Raw genomic sequence first — 20150 nt, 5'->3', positions numbered from 1 at the left:
AATTGCGCGTGGCTATCTCGCCATTCGGATGACACGGGAGTCAGGGCCGGTTGATGCCTGCGATCGCAGGAGCTGGCCCGACGTCGTGAGCAGGTCTGCCAGCTGATGCACTGTTTCCCGGCCCACAGGAATACCGGTCATCACGGCGGTGGAAAAGGCAGGAATGATCGCCTTCAGGCGACTCAGCGTGGCGAGCAGATCGATCGTCTCCTGTGACGGCGCCGAACTGGCTCCGGTGGGCCGGTGCGACGTTCCAGCAACTCGACGAGCACCGCCTCGATCCCGCGCGCGGCTCTCGGCATGTCGGCGGACACGGGATCAGCCATGGCGAACCAGGGACGGCCGGTGATCCAAGGACGGTGAGGAGCGCCACCAGCCACGCCGGTCGGTCGCCGACCGCTGTCCAACGGATGGTGTCTGCATGTCCTCCCCGGCTTCCCGAAACGGTCACGCCAGCCGGGCAACGTCGACAACGTCATCGCGGACCGGCATGTGGGTGGCCACCGTCAGTGGTCGACACGTCGACAGTGACCATCATCAGCTTCGGCGGTCGGAGCCTCGGCCGCCAGGCCATCTACCACCCCAGTTGCCGGACAGCCGACTATCCGGTGGACATATGCTGGACAGCGTGGTGTCCAACCAGTCACCCTCCGTAGACGAGGTCACGGCCTGGCTCAAACGTCTACGACAGGGTCCCGCACTCGGCCGGCCGATGCGCGCGGTGCGGGGCTTGCCGCCTGGACTTCGCTCTCTCCTGATCGACGATGGGTCGGACGGGCACGGCGCCGCGTCCGAAGCGCACACGATCGTGAGGCGCATCCAGCAGGCCATCGCTCAGCTCAACGACGACGACCGCACACGGGTCGAGGTCGACCTCAACCTAACCAGCGACCACAGGTACGCCACCCTGACCCAGCGGCAGGAATCCCTGGCGCAGCTGCAGAAGTGCGCTGCCAAAACCATCAGCCGCAACGCCAACCGTGCCCTGGACTCCCTGGCCTACGTGCTTCTCACGCTCGAGACCGGGAACGGACCCACCACGGCAGCCCGCCCATCGGCGACGCAACCTCATCCCGACGACGTAGCGCCTCGCGAGTCCGGACCTGAGGACCTCCGATCGTTCTGGGGATTGTCACCTCGATCGAGGGTCGACATCGTGTGCTCGGAAATACCTGCGGAGGAATGCCCCGAATACGCATCGCCAGGCGACCGCAACTACCTACGCTATGCCAAGTTCGCTGACCTCGACACCCTCATCTATGTCCGGACACGATTCGCTCAGCTTGCCCCGACCGCGACAGTTCGGGACTTCGCCCCGTCGGAGTACTACGACACGCAGGCAGACATCCTCGTAGTCGTCGGCGGGCCACCGTGGAACGCGAAGTACCGCGAGTTCCTACCCCAGCTGCCGTTCCACTTCGAACCGCACTCGGCCGGAGAGGACGACCCCTTGGTCGTACCGCAGCTCAAGCGCCCCATCCTGGGGCCTCGATGGACCGCTCGCGGAGAGCTGCTCGAAGACATCGCCGTCCTCACGCGCCTCACCCTGGCGCAAGGCACACGGGTGTTCCTGCTAGGTGGCTGCCTGACCCTGGGCGTCCTTGGCGCAGCCCGATGTCTGCTCGACGACGAACGCGGATCCCGCAGCGCGCACCGCATCGTCCGCGAGGTCGGTGATGCGGACTTCGTGCTCGCCGTCGAAGCTCGCCGTGTCGGCGGCATCACCGATATCGCCGATCTTTCGGCCACCGACCCGCTGATCCTGCTCAGCCGCAAACACACCGACCCGTTCACCACGGTGATCGACAACTCCGAGCGCTACACCTACGTTTCTGCCCGAGCAGGACACCAGCATCTTGTTCAGCCGGGCTGATCTCCGCACGTATGTGGTCAACCTGCCCAGACGGCCAGATCGACGGGCATGGATCGCTCGCTCGTTGCCCGCCGACCTCCCGGTGACCTACACCTGCGACTGGCGGGGCCCGTTCGACGGACGCGAGCTCACGGCCGCGGACCTCGGCGCCCGCGGCTACAAGCTGTTCCCGTGGCAGATCGACTCGTCTAACCCCTGGTGGAACCGGCCACTGAAATACGGCGAGATCGGCTGCACCCTCGCGCACCTCGCCTGCTGGCAGGACTCCGTCCACAACGGGCAAGAGTGGTTCACCGTCATCCTCGAAGACGACGCCGTCCTGCCTTCAACCTTCCTCGACGACTTGCTCGTGGGCATCGACCTCGTCGCACGACACCAGGATTTCGACCTGCTGTATCTCGGTCGCGTGCCACTGCAGCCCGAACGTGAACGGCAGCTGGTCACGGGGTTCGTCGTGCCGGCCTACAGCCATTGCACATTTGGGTACCTGCTCACTCGCCGAGGACTCGACCGCATCCTCGCCACCGACCCCGCCAGCGCGCTCGCGCCGGTCGACGAGGTCCTACCCGCCCTCTACATCGACCATCCACGCGCCGACTTTCGGGCCCGGTTCCCGAAATGTCTTGCCGCGGCGGCTTTCGACCCTCCTCTGGTCGGCCAACGACCCAAGGACGAAGCAGGCAGCGACACCGAAGACTCCGACTTCGTCGAGTCGTGACCCGGCCGATCGGCGGCTACCGGCCTCGGGCGGACATCCAGTGACGCAGAAGGTCCTGCAGTTTCCGGCCAGTCCACCGATCGGCCGGCGTATGCACGTTCACTCCAGTGGCCACATGCTCCGGCGGGACGTCCTTGGTCACCACCGCACCCGCGGCGACATAGCTGCGCGGGCCGATCCGGACAGCACCCACCACTCGGGCGCCGTATCCCACCACGGAGTCCACATCGATTACGGGCGGCTCCTCGTCGACCTCCCACCATCCCTTGTGCGGCTGGGAATACTCGTGCACCAGCTCGCCCATCACCGTGGAGCGGTCACCGATGCGGGTGCCGTCACACACGAACCCGGCGACGCAGGCGTCCTCGCCAATGCTCACCCGATCACAAAGGTAGGCCCCGTAAGCGATGCGGGTACGATCGCCGATGCTGCTGTTGTAGCCAACGCGCACTCGGTCGTCGATCACGCAGTCGTTGCTCACGCGCACCCCCTCGTGGATCACTACGTGGTTGCCGATCACACAGCGGGCACCGATCGCCACCGGTTCACCGACCAACACGGATCCGGGTTTGAGTTGCTCACCACGGATCCTGTCCTCCTTGGGATACCCGAGCACACAATGCTCACCAACGACTGCGCTGTCGTCAACGCGCACTGCCGCGTACAGAGACCTGACGTTCATCGTGGATCCTCACTGGCGATCCACTGCACGGTCACGCCAACTGCCTCGTCCTCTCGTTCCCGCGTGTCGAACCCGTGATCGGAACCAGCGACCGTGTGAAAGACCGTGCCCGGCTTCTCGTCAGCTGCAGCTCGCGCAATGTCGTAGGACACCGCGCTGTCCCGGTCACCGTGCACTATCAGCGTTTCAACCGGACTCGCCATCAGCCTGTCCAACGGGCGATAGTGATCGAACTCGGCGAACAGCACCCGGCCGATCTCGAATTCATCATCGATCGTCAAAAACCCGTCGGCCCACAAGGACTTCTGCTGTGCAGGTCCGAAGTTATCCTTACCCCACGGGAGTTCCGGCCGGACGAACGTCCTGGCCAAGTCCAAGACCGGGTTCCACAGCACGAGTTTCTCGAGCTGACCGGCAAGCCACGGCAGAGCGAGGCAAGCCGACACAGCGCCGAAGCTCGACGCCACAAGGGAAAGGACGCCGGAGAACCGCGCTGTCGCAAACGCCACAGCCGCCTCAAGATCGAGCATCTCGCCGGCGATGGTTGCCCCACGGGATGTCCCGCCGCTGTTGCCATGACCACGGAACGAGAACCGAAGCACATCGCAATCGTTGTCGGCCAACCGGTCTGCCAGGCGAACGAACATGCCGCCTTCGGTCATGTCGGCGTTGATGCCGTGTACTTGGATTACCGTTCGCCGGCCAACACCGCCACGAGCGGCATGGACCGCAGCCTCCAAAGTAATCCCGTCAGCCGACACCAGCTCAGCCTGAAACATGCCTGCCCGCTCCTAGCGACGCTCCACGGTCTAGTGATGGAAGTGTGCCCTAGCATGCAGCCGATCGCTTGGTCCCGGATCACAATCAGCCGATCAGTTGCGCGTTCACGCATCAGGACGTCCTAGTCAAGAGCCGACAGGCCGCGCGCAACTCGACGGAGAACGTCCAGATCGTGCTTCACTTCCGTCGGCCTGGCTGGCGGTGGAATCGGCGTGGCCACGTGGACCGGCGGTTCCGGTGACCGATCCCGCTCGGTGTCGTTGGCTGTCGTGCTCCCGAGCGCCATGAACAAGTCAGCGCACGGCCACAACAACCCGCAGCGTAAGCACGAGCCACTGCGTGGTCCCGGCACGTGGACGCGGACCGCAACGATCAGTGCTTCGTGCCGCCGGATGGACGAAGACACACCGTGGTCTCCAAGCCGATGCCGCCCGGTGGCTGATCCGTCTGTACCCGTCATGACGACTTCTCGTCGGCCGCGAGGAGTTCGTCGACTGCGATGCCCAGCTCGCGGGCGATGCGGTACAGCTTGGTCATGGCGGCCGGGTCGTTGCGGTTCTCGATGTTGCGCATCGAGCCGGCGTTGCTGTACCCGACTCGAGCGGCCAGTTCGTCTGCGGTGAGGCCCCGCTCCTGGCGTCGTTGGCGGATCAAGGTTCCGTTGGTCTTTGGCATCGTTACGCGCCCTGTACGGGGCAACTCGCCTGGGACGGCGACGTGGCGGCCGGCCGGTCGAGGTCGGCGAGTTTGCATCCCACCAGCTCCCGCGCGAGTTGGTCGGCCTGCAGCCATCGAAGACTAGGATTGCCGAGATTGAGTGTGCAGGCTTCCGTCAGGATAGGCGGCCGCTGTGGCCATCCAGTGCGGTACAACCCACCCCAAGCGCCGCTGACGAACGAGTGTGCTCGGATGGCGATGTAGCCAGGTTTCAGGGATGGGCACGCTTTCACAGCTATCCGAGCACAGCGCATGCAGAGCGGCGGTTGGGTCGTCTGCGACCGTTCGGGCCAGCCAGGCCACAGCGGCGGTTGATCGGGAACCAGCCACAGCGTGCCGTCGTCGTTGTGGTCGGCCGGTCCGGCACATACCTGGCACAGCAGGCGGTTCATGGCCCTGCGCTGGCGCAGAGGGTGCATCTGCCGATACCGGGGTTCTCCGACTCCTTGGCGAGACGTCACGCGCGACCACAGCAAGCCGTAATGGTCGCGGTCGACTGAGGACTCGTCGGCGTAGGCGATGCCCTGTCGAGTCTCGACAAGGGGCCCCTGCTGAACTTCTTCGGCGCTCCACATCGCGACGTAGGGCACAGGGCCGTGTGGACCGCGGAACACCGACACGCCCTTCTCCGGCATGCCAGGCCTAGTGCGTGTGGTCACCTGCTCGTCAGGAACCTGTGGTCGGAGCATCACCAGGTCCGCGACGGTCGAGGTGCTCATGATGCCTGCAACTCCCGCCACCTACACCACCACCGCTGGCGTGAACGTGGACGTCTGTTCGCAACCGTGGTCAACGTTTGCCTTCAAGGCTTGTTCAGCCACGGCCGTGAACCGGGCCAGCGCGGCGGGCTCGAAGAGCAATTCGAAGCCGTCGTGTACCGAACCGAGCAGGATCTCGATGTCGCCGTCGACGTCGAAGCGGTAGGTGATCTCGCAGCCGGCCGGAACTTTGATGTAGGCGCCTGCGGACGGAGTGGTCATGCGTACGCCACCTCCAACCGGCGCTTCAAGCGTCGACAAGGTCCGATGATCATGTTGGTGTTCATGAGAATGCTCCTCATTGGCGCTCCACTGTGGACAGTGCTACGGACGCGGGTCGGTGCGACGAGCTAAAGGTGATGTGGCTTCTGCCCGCCGTCAGGCCGTCTCTACGAGCTGGCCGAGGACGATGGTGGCGCTGCCTTGCGTGCAAGGAGGCCGATGCCCAGCCGGAGGGCTCCAGGTAGGGCGTTCGGTGCCCAAGGCGCTGGAGTCCAGGGTCGCACCAGGGCTGCCAGTTCCTTGCGGTTACGTGCGCGGACGGGGAATCCGGCCTGGGTGTGCGCTTGTTCCAGCCGAGTTGCTGCGATGGGGTCTTGGCCGCCCGAGAGATGAGTGATGGCCAGCATGCTGCCCGCGGCGACCTTGTCGTAGATGTCGGTCAGCGCGGAAGCCAAGACGTCGTCGGACAACTCGTAGTGCGCGATCGAGGCCATCAGAAGACCGACTGGACGGTCCGCGGCCAGCAGGCGCCACACGCCCTCTGGATCCGTCACCCAAGACGGAGCGAACAGGTCAATGGGGAAGACCGCGACGCGTTCGTCCTTGTGCACGCGCGATTCAAGCTGCGCCACGCACATCGGATCTGTTTCCACGTAGGCGATGCGCGCGGCCGACTCGGGCCAGCTGGCCAACTTGTCCACGACCCCAACGGCGTCGATGCCGGCGCCGATGTCGATGAACTGGTCGATTCCGGCACTGAGCATGGCGTCCACAGCCCACAGGGCGTATCGCCTACTGTCGACGACGAATCCCGGATACTCGGGTAGCGCTGTCAGCAGCCGTTCAGCGGCCGCACGGTCAACCGCCAGGTTCGAGGTGCCGCCGGCGACGTAGTCATCGATTCGTGCCGTGCACGCCGACTCCAGGTCCATATCAGCAGGTATCCAGCGGTTCACGATCCTGTGTCCTTCGGCTGGCCGACGAGTTCACGACAGCGTCGGCACCGTCGGGCCCCCGATCGCCGCGCGCTGGGATCGGCCGTGAGCCATGCACGGCACACCGCTACCGGCACTGGACCGCCAGGCGCTGGACACTGGCGTGGCACGCCGTCGCAGGTCTGCAGCACGTGCTCCTCGCCCGGGTCGAGCAGGCCAGGCAGCCAGGTGCTCGGCATCGTGCAGTGGCGGCTCACTGCGGCTGCCTTGGTCACGACCTGTCCCTCCTCAGGCTGGCGAGAACCTCGTCCCGGTCCGTCTTGGGCCATCGGCCGCACGTCCGCCCACCGAAGGTCGAAGGGGGCGACGAGGTGAGAGCGCGGACCGAGACTTCGTCGCCGTAGAACGAGTGCTTGCCGCGCGTCGGTCGACCGCTCCACCGCAAACCGGCAAACACAGCAGCGGTGAGCAGGACCAGGGCACCGCCGATGAGCCACCAGATGTTGATCGAGATCATCACGCGGCCGCCTTGAACCAGGCCGTCCGTCGGGTCATCGCGGCGCGCTCGGTCGCGGGCACAGACGGGTCAGGGGCCAGAACGGCGGTCTGCAACACGCCGCGCAAAGCGCCAGTGGTCAGGGCGGGCAGGTACAGCGGGCCAGGACGTGACGGAATCAGCACGGCGCCGCCCTCAGCGGGCAACACCAGCAACACTGCACGTCGATCGTGATGGTCGCGGCACGCCAATCGGCCGTGGCCGAGGTCGGCACGCCAGCCCCATTCGGTCAGTGCCCGGCGGAACGCGGCAACTCGCTGGCCGCGGTCGTGCTGCCTGCGTGGGCGGCGCGCCACACAGCGCAGCATCGAGTTGGCCGGTCTGCGGTGGAACATCACTTGCTCCTTCCCTCGAGCTCACGCGCTCCAACGCTCGGCGGACGACGAACCGGCGTGTGGTGCCGTCGGCGAGCGGTGCGGCGATGAGCGATCTCAGCCAGCTGTATGGGACTGCGACTGGGCGGCCTCGGCATGGCAGGCGGAACCGCGTCGAGCAGGAACGGAACGACGAAGAACAGCCCGAACACGATGACCGGCAGCCACATCAGCACACCCAGGAGCGCGGCGATCACGACGCCACCGCCCGCGTGGAGGTGGGGCGGCCCGCGCGATCCAGGATCGCGGAGATGGCAGATCGCACGGGCCGCGCAGGACCGGCGGTTGGCGGGCGTGTCGCCGATGCGTGCCGCCGGCCCCGGGAATCACGCGATGGTTCGGCGCACCTCCGGCGTGGACGCGAATCCACACCCACCGCGTGCGACCGGCACGGGCCGGTCAGGTGGAAGTCCGGCGAGCGCCCTGGGGCAACGCGGACGCTCGCCGGACGGTCTGGGGAGGAGGGCGAGAACGGCAGGTCGACGCGAGCGAGCGCCAGGTAGCGGCTTCTCTCGCTCCTACCGCCCCATGGACGTTCCGCGATCATCTGACTCTCCTCTGCAACCTCTGCACCTATAATGGGTGCAAGTTTGCACCAGCGCAAGTGCTCACTCACGAAACTTCCCGGCCACTGCTGAGGATGAGGTTGCGAGTCGATAAGGTGCAGGCGTCACGGCGGACTACCGCCCAGGTCAACGGAGGTCGAAGTGCCACCAAGCCAGCAGCCGCCGAACGTGCGGCAACGGCGCGTCGCTCGGGCGCTGCGTCGCTGGCGCAACAATGCTGGCCAAAAGCTCGACGAGACCGGGAAGCAACTCGGTTGGTCGGACTCGAAGCTCAGTCGTCTCGAGACTGCCGCTGTCCATGCCGGCCCGGCTGAGATCATCGCTCTCGCGACGGTCCTTGGCGTGGACGAAGCCGAGCGGGACAGGACTGTGCGCTTGGCGGTCTCGGCGACTCAAAGCCGAGACGAATGGGGAACGTACGGACCCGGCAGCCTTCGCGGCGACCTCAAGGACTTCATCGAAGACGAATCAGAAGCCGTTGAGGTTCGAACGGTCGAGATGGTGCTGGTCACCGGATTGCTGCAGACCGATCGCTACTCCGAGGAGCTGCTGCGGGCCTGGGAGCCGGACCTCGATCAGAAGGTGCTCGACGAACGTCGTCGACTGCGACGCCAGCGACGAGCACGGCTGGACGATCAGGCAGATCCGCTACGGCTACACGCGATCATGCTTGAAACTGCTCTGACTCTTCCGATCGGCGGGCCCTTGATCATGGCCGACCAGCTCGATCACCTTGCCACTTGCAGCGAGAAGGCCAACATCACGATTCAAGTTCTTCCCGCCAACCTTGGTGCCTTCCCGGGCTTCGGTACCGCGTACCACCTGGTGTATGTCGAGCAGGATGTAGCGATGGCAGCTTATGTGGACGGCCTAACAGACGGCGCCTACATCGAGGAAGAGGATCAGGTCGCCGCATATACGCTCAACTTTGAGCGCTTGCGCGAACGAGCGCTCAGCCCGGACGAATCGGCTCGGCGGATCGCGGAGATCAAGAGGGCCTGGAAGCTGAAGGAGTAGGTCGATGCGCACGACAGACCTTACCGGCGCCATGTGGCGCAAAAGCAGTCGTAGCAACGGCGGCGGAGCATGTGTTGAGATCGCAGTCTTGCCTGAGGCAGCGGCCGTGCGGGACTCGAAGAACCAGTCCGCGGGCGCGCTCGTGCTCGGCGCAGATGCATGGACGGCCTTCCGTGCTGCTGCCAAACAAGGCGATCTCGACTTGTCCTGATCGCCAAACCGATCAACGAGGCTGGGCTTCAAGCGGAGCCCAGCCTCGGTCGCATGTATGGCGAAAGCGGCTCGGATAGCACCGTAACTGGTTGTTCGAATGCTCGACCCCGAGCGCGTGCAGGCTCCGGACCCTGTCTTGCTCAGGCTGACTGAGCCTCGTCCAGAGCTTGGTGTGTAGGCGGTTCGACGGGTGTTGGTGCGGCTTCGACCCGGTTGCGGCCGGCGTTCTTGGCTCGGTACAGGGCCTGGTCGGCGTGCTGGACGAGTTCGTCGAGGGTGGTGCCGTGCTCGGGCGCGGTGGCGACACCGATCGAGACGGTGCAGCTGGGTCTTTTGCGGTCGGACCCACCGAGACGGATCTCGTCGCCGGTCTTCCGGTCGGTGATCATGATGTCCTCGCCCGCGACGGTGGTGCGCATCCGCTCGGCTGCCTGGAGCGCCGCGGGCAGGTCCGTGTCGCGCATCAGGACGACGAACTCTTCGCCGCCCCAGCGGCAGAAGAGGTCATGGCTGTCGCGCACGGTCGAGTCGATCAAGGCGGCGACAGCGCTGAGCACCTCATTGCCGGCCGGGTGGCCGTGGGTGTCGTTGATGGCCTTGAACCGATCGATGTCGATCATCGCCAGGCTGACGGGTTTTCTGGCGAAGGTGCTGCGTTGAAGTATCCGTTGTGCCGGCACCCGGAATCCCACATCGGTGAGGGCTCGGGTGCGGGTGTCGGTGCGGGATTCTTCCCACCGCTGGACCAGCAGCTGTACGAATACGCCGATGGGCAGGAGCAGGACCGCCAGTTCGGGCGCGACGGTCAGGGCGATGGTGCCGATGAAGGCCAGCAGCAAGGCGAACCCGAAGAGCCAGTTGTCCCACCACGTTCCGACGGCATAGACGAACGTGGACTGTGTCTCTGGGGCCGGTCGCTGATTGTCGCGTGGAAAGCGGTAGGCCAGTGCACGCACTCCGCTGACGAGCACGGTCTGCGCGCCGTAGTAGGCGATGACGGTCGCACCCAAGCATCCTGCGACGGCCGGCATGTCGTGACGGCTCGTGAGGATCCCGGCGGCCAGCCACTGGGGGAGTGGGGTCGCACTGCTGACGAGGTGCACACACAAGACGCTGCAGATCATCGCGACGGTCGTGTGCAGCCACTTGAACAGGGGCTTGCGGGCGATGCGAAGCCGCTGAAGGCGGAGGGCCACGACGAGGATCGCCGCCAGTGCCGGCGGAAGCAGCACTGCCGCGGGCAACACCCAAATGCAGGTCATGTCGATGTGGGTGCTGTCGCCGTGGGCGGCGCGTCGTCTTTCCTCGTCAGCGCTGGTGATCGAGACGTGCGCGATTCCGCAGGCGAGCAGGATGGCCAGCAGCACGAGGTCGTGACCGGTGATGGTCGACGTCGTCGCGCTGGCGACGAGCCACGCCGCGACAAGGAGCTCGTCGACCAGCAGGAAGGCGATGGCCGGCCGGCTCCAGGTCCACAGCCGCCAGGAGCGCGCATGGGTCACCACCTGCGCGGCGTGACTCGCGGATCGCCACCAATCGGTGACAGTGTGTGTCAGACTGGAGAACGCGGACCGGCTCCGGTTGAGCACGCGGCGTGACGCGACTTGCCGGCTGACGGTTTGCGGTCGGGGTTGACCGTGCTGGAGCAGGTGGGGAGGTGCTGCGGCGTGTCCGAGTTCGTGCGGCACCGGAACCCCCTTTCTCGTCAGCGCGCAGCCGGTAGGAACGCGCGTGGACAGGTCGTGGCCGCGGCTGAGTGCCGCTCGTCGATGGCGGAGCGGCCGCCCACCCTGCGGCCGCCTCGACGGTTTCGTCCCGACATGAGTTGTTAGTTGATCACTGCGAAGGGAGGAACCTCCGTGGCTGACCGGGAGACCTGATCGGTGATCGGGCGTTCGCTGACCCCACCTTTGTCGATCAATCGCTTCGCTTTGTCGCCCGTCGTGTCGCTGCAACCGGCACGCGCGCGAACGCGGAAGCCCAGGCCATACGAAGGAGGTGCACCCATGGCTCAGCACCCATTGCGTGACCGCGAAACCTGACGGTGATCAAGGTCTGCGGTCAGCTGATTCCCACCTCCCCTCGAGTTTGCCTCGGCGAGAACGAGGTGCCCCGTGCAGGCGGAGTGAGCGCGGCGACCGCGACGACACCGCACAGTCCGGCTAGGGCGACCGCCATCGCGGCGGTCAGCACCTGGGCGAGCAAGCCGACGATGATGGCCGCGATGCCCTGGCTGACGCGCACGACCATGTTCTGCACGCCGTTGACCAGGCCTTGGTGTCCGTCCGGCGTCCGCGCGGTGATCTCACCGAGAGCGATCGGAAGATAGGCTTGTCCAGCGCCGGACACAGCGAGCAAGATCGCTGCTGTCCACCACGGTAGGGGCATCGCGAATATGACCAGGGGCGCGAGGCTCGCCATCGCCAAGGGCAACAACAACCTCTGTTGCGTCTGTCGTCGCTGACCTGCTTGCTTGCCCAGGCGTCCTACCCACCAACTGCCCGCGACGTAGCCGGCCGAATCCGCGGCGAACAGGATCCCGATGCACCAGGTCGGCGCTCCGATGCTGTCGACGTAGGGCACTACGACGGCCCGCAGCGCGACGGTCAACCCGATCAGGGCCAGGACCATCCACAGCGTCCTCAGCACGCGGTCGTTCCGAGCGTCCGTGATCACCGCGCGGAGACCAGGTCGTTGACCCGGGTTGCCGCTCGGAACCGGCTTGGGCGCACGGGGCACAAGGAATCCCACCAACCCGGCCGCGGCGGCAAAGGACAGAACGTCGAGGACCAGCGCGGGGGTCGTGCCGATCACGACGACGACCGCGGCCGCACCGACGAGACCGCCGAGCTGCCCGATCTCGCGGTACATCAGCAGCTTCGCGCGAGCCGACGTGTTCTGCTCGGCCCCTACGAGATTCGTGATCAACGCTCCCTGCGCCGCCTTGCCCAAGCTCTGCACGCCCGCGACCACCATCGCCGCGACCACGAGGACAGGCACGGGCATTCCTGGGATGGCCATCACCGCGACAACGCAGGCTTGTCCGACATAGCAGACGACCAGCATGTCGCGACGCGGATACCGGTCGGCAAGCCCGGAGAGGCGAACGGTCACCAACGGCGGCAGAAACGTGAGGCCGTAGGCGACGCCAGAAGCCGCGGCCGAGCCGGTGTGCGCGTAAACGAGCAACGCGATGACGACCTTGGCGAGCTGGTCTCCGAGTACCGATGTCAGCTCAGCGACCCACAACGCGCGAAATTGTGCCGACTGCAGGGAGACGCCGCCGACCGTCGAGACGCCGGGTGTGGTGTCCCTCGTGGGTGTGGACGGCTCATATGTGCGCCACTTATCCCGCCTGCGATACACATTGCCCCCAACCAATCCGTCCCCCCGGACCTTCGATCGCAACCTCTTATCGGTCCTACTCGGTGGCTCGTGAATCGTCAACGACACCAACCTGCCCCTATTTGATCTTGGAGGAGCGCCGCATCCGGCCTTCCGACTGACGTTGCTGACGCGCCGCGTTGGGAGCGCCCAGGTGAAACGCAGATTCGGTGATGGCGCGCGACGAATCTCGTTTGGTCGATTAATCGCGGGACGAAGCCGTTGTCTGGCAATCGATCCGCTGGTTTCACCCGAAAGGCCGACACGCTCTGCCCGGCGATCGCGAACAGCAATCGACCAGAGAGGGTGGATCGACAGACGCACGGGCTGCTTACGTCTGTCCCACGTGTGGACCTGCGAGCGCAGACGGCGCGGTAGTCCGCATCGTTGAGCGATGTACGCGGGGGCCATGGCCGCTACCGGGACAGGGGATGGCATCGCGGGCATCGATACGGCGCGCCAGAGGCGTTCTCACGATGACGTGTCCGCTCGTCACAAGTCCCGCACCAAGGCGGGCGTGGCGGCGTGGCCCCTCGCTTCCCCCGCGGCCGTTCAGCGTCGCCGGCGGTCTGGTTGAGCAAGCTGCGCAGTCGGGACCTCAGGACAACCACGAGATCGGCCGTGTCGCTGGCGGGCGTGACGAGAGCTTGCCGGATGTCGTCGGGCGGGCATCCTGCCCGGAGAGCCCGGGCGATGAGTTCGTCGAGCTGGTGGCGTGTCTCGGGCACGAGGTCGAACGCCAGTCCGAGGTCCGCGAGGACCGGTTCGGTTCGAACTCCGGCCTGCCAGGCGTCGCTGTCGTCTTGTGAGGATCCGGTCGTGTCGGTCGCAGGGGAGCCTGAGCGGCCGCGGATTCCCGACGCGGGTGCACGCGCGGATTGTTCATGGACGGTTAAGGACGGTTCGGGCGGCAGTGGTGCCGCCCCGGTGGCGCCTTCGTGCCGCCCCCGGGGCGGCATTCGTCCCGCGGGCGGCATTTCGCCGGGGCGGCATTTCGCCGCCCCGTTGTCCACAGATTTGGCCGGGTCATCCACAGGGCTGTCCACACGTGTATCCACAGAAGCGGCCGTCGGTTCCCTGTGCCGTTCACGGATCCCCGATGGCAGAGGGAGCTCGGCGTCGGTGGGGACACTGGTGAACGTGACCGTGTAGCGATTGGTACCGCCGGGACCCCTGCCACGTTCGATCACGATCAGGCCCTTGCGTTCCAGGCTTCGCAGGATCCGCTGCACCGTGCGCCGGTCGACGCGGGTGCGTGTCGTCAGACGATCGATGGACGGCCAGGCGTTGCCGCCGAGGTCGTCGGCGTGGTCGGCAATCGCCAGGAGCAGCAAGAGTTCCCCGCCCTTGACCGGGCTGTTGTCCCACACCCAGCTCATGACGCGGATGCTCATCAGTGCCAGTCCATCCGCGCAGCCCCTCCATCGCGTGTGCCCGCGTTGCGCCGGGCCGACCCGACGTGCGTCAGCTCGGCCCGGTCCTGACACGGCCGCCGCGTGACAGTGAGCACCACCGACTCGTCAACGCCGTCCCTTCGTCCACTCCGAGACGTCCACAGTGGAGTTGGTCACGATGGCTTGTCTGATGATGGCGTCGATAGGGCCTCGCGGAACGGAGTACCTTCCGCGTAGCCGGATGGCAGGGAATTCGCCTTCGCTGATCATGCGGTAGATCGTCATCTTCGACACCCGCAACTTCTCGGCGGCCTCGGCCACGGTCAACAGAGGTTCCTCTGCGCGGGCCGGGCGCGGCCCGTGGGGTAGCGCTCTGCGCTCCTGAGGTGACAGCGCCCGCTGACCGGGCGGAAACCCCTGAGCAGCGGTCGGGTAGCGCGGTGCGGGTCGAGGCTCGTTCACGATTCCCCCAAGCTCTGAACGGTGCGACCCAACATCATCGTCGGTGATGGAGAGGCTGCGAGTCAAGAAGAAGCACGAGGGAACGCAGGTATCGCCGAGACTTCGCTAGTACCGCACGACGACCCTTGGGGTCCACAGTGGATTGTGTGGCCACAGAGAACGTGGCGCTTGCCGAGGCCAGTCCTGTTGGAAACGCTGGCTTTCTGAGATGTGTGATGCGATTGTCGAACGGTCGGTAGCGCAGGTGGGTGCGCTGGTCTCGACACTTCGGTTGCGAACGATCCGCTGACGGTGCATAGCCCCGCTAGCTCAGCGTGGCATGCGCCACCGATTGGGGAATCGCCATGTCCCGCAAATCTGCTCACCCGCGTAGACGCCAGTCCGTGCACGACACGGATGACCTCGACCAGTCGGCGGCCAACCTGCTCCTTGACCACCCGAGTCGCCAAGCGCCCGCTCCCGGTGTGTGGCGGCCGGAACCAGGTTTGTGCGGTTGGCTTCTGGATCCGCGGCAACGGCTGGTACCTGCCTGGCTGGCCGAGCTCATCAACGGACATCTCCGTCCGCGCACGACCGGCGTGATCGCGCCCGCTATCCGCGTGGCCTGCAGCCACATCGACTGGGAGTTGGCGTGGCTGACCGACCCGGATCTGTTCTGGCGTGGACTCACATCGGTCGGTGCCGCGCCCGAACCAACCTGGCTGTGGGAGGCGAGTTCGACGGCGGCAGAGGCCGGTCGACGCTTGATCCTCGACGTGCAGATCGAGCCCGTCAAGGAATCCCACCTCACCCTCGACACTGGCGAAGGGCGAGCGAGTCGGGGCGCAAGCTACGAGCATGACGGCGACACGCAACCGGCCATAGTCGTCTACGGGGCCGGCATCGAAGGTGAGCTCCCCGACCCTCTGTGGGCTGCGATCGCACCGGTCCTGACAACGTGCGGAAGCACACTGTTCGAACCGCGGCATGATTATCTGAAGCACCTCGACGAATCGTCAACCGGACCACGTCCACCGTTCATACCGCGGTCACCATTGCCGGGCACTCGCCCCATAGGAACCCGTGTGGCACCCGAAGGTCGATTTGTCGGCGACTGGCCACACACCTGGTGGAACTACCCTCGATTCGCCACTCGAGCGCCTGGCTGCCTGTGCTCCGCGCACGCCCAACCGACCACGCAGACCAGCGAATTCGGGCCCGCCGGTGCGTCCGTCTGACGGCGGCTCTCCTTCAGCGACAGGGCCCGCCGGTCCTGTGGCCAACGAGACCACACGTACCCGCCAACCAGGTGGTGACGATCAGGAGGCCTGGTGCACGTTCGGTAATCGCGATAGACCTGATCAGGTACAACGTGACGCGGAGGTGATTACGAATGGTAGTCGACTGGACGAAGTCGGCGAGGTCCGGACATCGATCCAGCGGCACCTGCCGACCGCTACGCAGGCCGGGTCCACTGCATCGCTCGACGCAGTGCCAGCCGCCGTCATCGTGCGACTCGTCGCCCTGAAGCCGGTAGTCCGGGCGTCCCATACGCCGTCCGGGGCGACGGAAACCAGAATGCGCTTTTACCAGATCTGTATTCATTCCATGGGTCGATCAATCAGTAGTCGGGGGAAACCGTGGACCAGCAATCACCAGTGAGCGTCCGGCCGGACATCACCCTCGGTCAACCTTCTCGAGGTGACGTGGTCCTCCGCTGGGAAACCGATTCCAGCTGGGCTCACGCTGGTATTTACGACGGCAATCGTGTGTGGTTCCTGACCTTCGTGCACCTCCCGAGATCCGACGTCGAGGCTGTCGCCCGGCGCGCCGAACAAGCCGGATGGACGGCCGTACATGTCCAGGGCGGCTCCGATGCTCCACTCGCTCGAGTTGCCGAGCACGAGGCGTGGCGCGAACTCTGGATCCGGCGCGAGGGACCGGGAGTCGAGATCGCCGATGCCGACCGTCCGGCATGCGTGGTGATCACATGATTCAGCCGTCGATGGACGAGCGCCGCTCGAGCGCATGTCCGCAACCAACCTGCCGACGCACGGTATTCACGCCGCCGGCTCCTGAGCCGACCGATCACGACGAGCTCGACGGATACCCGACTCCGTCGCCACCGCAACAGCTCGCCGCGTCGGTCGAGCTGGTTCCGCCGCTCGCGCCCGCGACCCCGGGCGGCGGAACCAGCGGTCCCAACGACGCCCCCGCGCTCGGAGCGTGGACGACCTGCACTCGCCAGTCATGCCGAGGCGCGGCGGTCGCCTTTCGCGTCATGAACCGGCTGGGTCGCGTTGCGCAGACGCTGAATCCCTTGACCTATCTCGCCGTCGCGTTCCTCGTTGTCGTCGCAACCCTTGCCGCATCACTGACGAGCGTCCACACAGGACTAACCAGCTGCCTTGCGCCCGACGCTCTCACCGCGGGCCCGTCCGCCTTCGCCATGCTGTCCGCCTACTTGCAATGGTTCTGGCACAACGCATCAACGCTCGCGCTGCTGGGCCTTCGCATCCAGCCTTGAGCCGATCTCGGCGTACCACCCGAATCTCCGTCACTGTGCCCGTCTTGAAGGGAACGTCGTGAGACGACCAGCAACGTCACCGATCGCCGTTACGGCGAGCCGCACCGTGACGGCACGCAGCGGCCCGACCGGAGGGCCTACTCCAGTGCTCGTCGCGGTCATACGCGCGACCATGCGCATGGCCGTTTGCTTGGCCGTCGTGACCACATCGGGCCTCAGCGTCACGACCACTGCGCCAGCCGCGGCCATCCCCGGACCGATCGGACCGGATGGCGAAGCACTGCGCGTACCGGTCAGCGGCAGCGTGCCGGGATGGGTTGCCCATGCCGTTCGCCTCGGGAGCACCAACCCCAGCGACTTGCGACGCATCCGCATCGCACTGGCACCACGCGACCCTGGCACGGCAGAGCGCCTCGCCCACCAGGTAAGCACCCCCGGCACGCGCGACTACCGGAGATTCGTCACCTCCGACCAATGGCGCGAACTATTCGGCCCGGACGCACAGACCATCAAGAGGGTCCGCGGCTGGCTACAGGACTCAGGCCTCAACGTCGAGAACGCTGCTCCCGGAACCTCGACGGTCGCGGCGACCGGGACCGTCGCAGACCTGGAGCACCTGTTCGGCGTGCGCCTGGACCGGTATCGGCTCGGGACCACAACCCTCGTGGCCGCAGACACCGATCCAGAGGTACCTGGTGGCCTACGGTCCGCGATCACAGCGGTGCTCGATCTCGACGACACCCAACGCCTTGCTGAGCCGGCCGTCGCCACGCCGGCAACCGCCGAAAGATGGCCGAGTCCCTCGACACCCCATGCATCCAAGGCCACTTCGGGGGCGACTCAGTGCGCGACCTCGTGGTCAGCAGCGAACAACAGTGCCGTGCCGCAACGATACCGGTCCTCTCGGCAATCCAACCGCCTCTGCGGCTACACGCCCAGCCAAGTCCGCGGAATCTATGACCTCGCGCCGAGCGCGACCGGGGCTGGACAACGTGTCGGGCTCATCGGTGCCCACACCGACCAGCAGGCACCCGCCGATGCCGACCGATGGGCCACTGCATCCGGACTGCAGGCACTGGCGCCCGGCCAGTACCAGACAGCGTCCACGTCGAACCATCGGCCGTCCGATTGCGCTGTCGCGGCATGGGCCCTGACCCAGGTACAGGCGATCGAGGCCATCCGCACGATCGCTCCGGCCGCCGACATCACGTGGTACGGCTCGAGCGATTGCACCGACGTCGACGAGGCGCTCGAACGGGCCGTCACCGCCGACCAGGCATCCGTGCTCAGCCTCGGCTGGACGGCACCGGAGAGCTGGTACAGCGCGACCCTGCGCAACCACATCGACCAACTCCTAATCAGGGCCGCTGCCCAAGGCCAGACGGTCGTGGCAGCAACGGGGAACAACGGAGACAACAGCCACATCACCGGACACCCCGAGCCGACCTACCCGGCCAGCTCGCCGTGGATCACCGGAGTCGGCGCCACGACGGTCGCCGCCGACCCAACCGGTCGTCCCATGTTCACTGCCGGCTGGGAATCCGCTGCCACCACAGAGCATCGCGGCCGCTGGAGCCGCACCGACAGCAACACCTCGTTCGTCGGCGGCGCAAGTGGTGGCGAATCCCAGGTCTACAAGCAGCCGGACTACCAAGCGGATCTGATCGCCGCCGGCCACCGCTCGACACCGGACATCGCGATGCTCGGTGATCCCACCACCGGCATGCGACTGGGCGCCGGGATGCCGAGCGGCTACCGATCCTTCGCCGCTGGCGGCACCGCGCTAGCAGCGACGCTATTCGCCGGCGCCGTGGCCGACGCGTTGCAGCTCTGCAGCGAAACCGATCAGACGAGCGTCCCGACTCGTGCAGGTCTACTCAACCCCACGCTCTACCAACTCTATCGCGACGCAACCGTCCACAGTGGTCCGATCTTCGATGTGCAGCCGACTGCGGCGGGGATCTGGACACCCGAGGTCTCCACGACCTCCGTCGGGAAGCCCAGTCAACAACACCACGGCTCATATCTCATCGAGGTCGACGGGCGACCACAAAGCTTGCGCAGCGCGCCCGGCTGGGACCCAGTCACCGGACTGGGAACCCTCACTGCGGGAAGCCTTCCCACGCTGGTCTCAGAGCCACACCTCAACCTCTTGCATTGGCCACACAGAGTAGGTCCCTTCCTGCTGCCCGACGGCCAGAACTGGCTGACTTGGCTCTACCGCGTGCTCGCGATCGCAGCGACATCACCCGACGTGAGACCCACCGGCCACAACCACGGTGCCCGACCTCTCGCGGCGCGACCGCCGCAGCACGCGACCTTCCACGAATAGCAGCGAACACCTAAGCCACAGGGAGAACCGCGATGCCATCCGACCACACACCGCACCCAACCTCGAGGCGACCGTCGAATGACGGTCGATCGGCCCGACGAGCCCCGCACCGCAACCGACAGGACTCGCACGGCGCCGATCCGTCCGCGGGGCGGCGCAGGAGTTCACCCACATCGCCCTGCGCCGCCCCACCCGACACCTCCGGCGGCAAGATTCCCTCCTTCGGGCAGGCGAAGCCGGCCTCCGCGCGCCTCTCTCTCGCATCAGAGCGAGTCACGTCGCGTGCGCTGTCCGGTGTGCTTCAGCTGATAGTCGCGATCACCTTGCTCATCGTCCCGATCAACATCGCCGGCGCCCTCGCCGCACATGCCGTATAGCGGCCTCGACACACCACACAGGACGGTCATCATCATGATCACCAATCCGCACGAGCATCACTGGCCACACGGTCAGAGCGTTCGCCGTGGACGGCATCGGGTTCAGCGTCCCGTACGCCGCCCGCGGTTCGTCAGCACGAGCGCCACCACCGTCGCCTTGGCGACCATCGTCTGCCTCGCCACGCTGCGCGCCACCACCCGCGTTCGAGCGGGTGACACCTCACCGGCGTCGTCAACGACCCGATGAACCGACTCGCTCAACAAGCCATGCGTTCAACTAGATC

The 20150-nt window shown here is 66.1% G+C and carries 20 protein-coding genes; 7 read left to right on the top strand and 13 right to left on the bottom strand.

Going from position 1 to position 20150, the window contains the following annotated elements; translation table 11 throughout:
* Positions 1–616: 616 nt before the first annotated feature.
* Positions 617–1873, top strand: coding sequence for a hypothetical protein (locus tag EV186_RS12135; protein ID WP_208115575.1), 1257 nt, complete (start codon positions 617–619; stop codon positions 1871–1873).
* Between the two features lie 13 nt (positions 1874–1886).
* A complete protein-coding gene (locus EV186_RS12130) occupies positions 1887–2591 on the top strand; it encodes a glycosyltransferase family 25 protein (protein ID WP_279538299.1) in 705 nt (234 codons plus the stop codon).
* 16 nt (positions 2592–2607) lie between these two features.
* Here EV186_RS12130 and EV186_RS12125 read toward each other — a convergent pair whose 3' ends face one another.
* From EV186_RS12125 to EV186_RS12090, 9 genes are all read right to left on the bottom strand, one after another.
* Positions 2608–3273 carry an LbetaH domain-containing protein gene (locus EV186_RS12125; protein ID WP_133849332.1) on the bottom strand — a complete coding sequence of 222 codons (666 nt, stop codon included), beginning with the start codon at positions 3271–3273 and terminating at the stop codon, positions 2608–2610.
* Positions 3270–4052, bottom strand: coding sequence for an alpha/beta hydrolase (locus EV186_RS12120; RefSeq protein ID WP_133849331.1), 783 nt, complete (start codon positions 4050–4052; stop codon positions 3270–3272). The genes EV186_RS12125 and EV186_RS12120 overlap by 4 nt, the downstream gene beginning before the upstream one ends.
* 457 nt (positions 4053–4509) lie before the next feature.
* The gene (locus EV186_RS12115) at positions 4510–4728 is read right to left on the bottom strand and encodes a helix-turn-helix domain-containing protein (RefSeq protein ID WP_208115574.1); all 219 of its coding nucleotides are present in this window, start codon (positions 4726–4728) and stop codon (positions 4510–4512) included.
* Positions 4729–4730: 2 nt separating this feature from the next.
* Entirely contained in the window at positions 4731–5489 is a 759-nt protein-coding gene (locus EV186_RS38865) for a hypothetical protein (protein ID WP_166659090.1), read from the bottom strand.
* A gap of 21 nt (positions 5490–5510) precedes the next feature.
* Positions 5511–5750 (bottom strand): hypothetical protein, encoded by a 240-nt coding sequence (locus EV186_RS12110; protein WP_133849329.1) that lies wholly within the window; start codon positions 5748–5750, stop codon positions 5511–5513.
* A gap of 167 nt (positions 5751–5917) precedes the next feature.
* A complete protein-coding gene (locus EV186_RS12105; protein ID WP_133849328.1) occupies positions 5918–6706 on the bottom strand; it encodes an SAM-dependent methyltransferase in 789 nt (262 codons plus the stop codon).
* Positions 6707–6956: 250 nt separating this feature from the next.
* The gene (locus tag EV186_RS12100; protein WP_133849327.1) at positions 6957–7205 is read right to left on the bottom strand and encodes a hypothetical protein; all 249 of its coding nucleotides are present in this window, start codon (positions 7203–7205) and stop codon (positions 6957–6959) included.
* Entirely contained in the window at positions 7202–7576 is a 375-nt protein-coding gene (locus tag EV186_RS12095) for a hypothetical protein (RefSeq protein ID WP_133849326.1), read from the bottom strand. Before EV186_RS12095 ends, EV186_RS12100 begins: the two co-directional genes overlap by 4 nt.
* Positions 7576–7812, bottom strand: a complete 237-nt coding sequence (locus tag EV186_RS12090) for a hypothetical protein (protein WP_133849325.1) — start codon at positions 7810–7812, stop codon at positions 7576–7578. Before EV186_RS12090 ends, EV186_RS12095 begins: the two co-directional genes overlap by 1 nt.
* Before the next feature lie 510 nt (positions 7813–8322).
* Here EV186_RS12090 and EV186_RS12085 point away from each other — a divergent pair.
* Both EV186_RS12085 and EV186_RS12080 read left to right on the top strand, forming a co-directional pair.
* Entirely contained in the window at positions 8323–9198 is an 876-nt protein-coding gene (locus EV186_RS12085) for a helix-turn-helix domain-containing protein (RefSeq protein WP_166659142.1), read from the top strand.
* Positions 9199–9202: 4 nt separating this feature from the next.
* A complete protein-coding gene (locus tag EV186_RS12080; RefSeq protein WP_133849323.1) occupies positions 9203–9409 on the top strand; it encodes a DUF397 domain-containing protein in 207 nt (68 codons plus the stop codon).
* Between the two features lie 142 nt (positions 9410–9551).
* Here the strand turns inward: EV186_RS12080 and EV186_RS12075 are convergent, their stop codons facing one another.
* The 4 genes from EV186_RS12075 to EV186_RS12060 form a co-directional block, all read right to left on the bottom strand.
* Entirely contained in the window at positions 9552–10916 is a 1365-nt protein-coding gene (locus EV186_RS12075; protein WP_133849322.1) for a GGDEF domain-containing protein, read from the bottom strand.
* Positions 10917–11472: 556 nt separating this feature from the next.
* Positions 11473–12864, bottom strand: a complete 1392-nt coding sequence (locus EV186_RS12070; protein ID WP_341815044.1) for an MFS transporter — start codon at positions 12862–12864, stop codon at positions 11473–11475.
* Between the two features lie 347 nt (positions 12865–13211).
* Positions 13212–14189, bottom strand: coding sequence for a helix-turn-helix domain-containing protein (locus tag EV186_RS12065; protein ID WP_133849320.1), 978 nt, complete (start codon positions 14187–14189; stop codon positions 13212–13214).
* Positions 14190–14315: 126 nt separating this feature from the next.
* Complete coding sequence (locus EV186_RS12060) at positions 14316–14510, bottom strand: helix-turn-helix domain-containing protein (protein ID WP_279538298.1); 195 nt, start codon at positions 14508–14510, stop codon at positions 14316–14318.
* Positions 14511–15034: 524 nt separating this feature from the next.
* Between EV186_RS12060 and EV186_RS12055 the strand changes: the two genes are divergently transcribed.
* From EV186_RS12055 to EV186_RS12045, 3 genes are all read left to right on the top strand, one after another.
* A complete protein-coding gene (locus tag EV186_RS12055) occupies positions 15035–15868 on the top strand; it encodes a hypothetical protein (RefSeq protein WP_133849319.1) in 834 nt (277 codons plus the stop codon).
* Between the two features lie 752 nt (positions 15869–16620).
* Positions 16621–17157 carry a hypothetical protein gene (locus EV186_RS12050; RefSeq protein WP_133849318.1) on the top strand — a complete coding sequence of 179 codons (537 nt, stop codon included), beginning with the start codon at positions 16621–16623 and terminating at the stop codon, positions 17155–17157.
* A 145-nt stretch (positions 17158–17302) separates the two neighbouring features.
* The gene (locus tag EV186_RS12045) at positions 17303–19489 is read left to right on the top strand and encodes a S53 family peptidase (protein ID WP_133849317.1); all 2187 of its coding nucleotides are present in this window, start codon (positions 17303–17305) and stop codon (positions 19487–19489) included.
* Positions 19490–20150: the final 661 nt, after the last annotated feature.

The organism is Labedaea rhizosphaerae, assembly GCF_004362825.1.
In the GTDB taxonomy this organism is placed as follows: domain Bacteria; phylum Actinomycetota; class Actinomycetes; order Mycobacteriales; family Pseudonocardiaceae; genus Labedaea; species Labedaea rhizosphaerae.
Note: the sequence above shows the minus strand (reverse complement) of the source record. Positions and strands in the feature narration are given on the sequence as shown.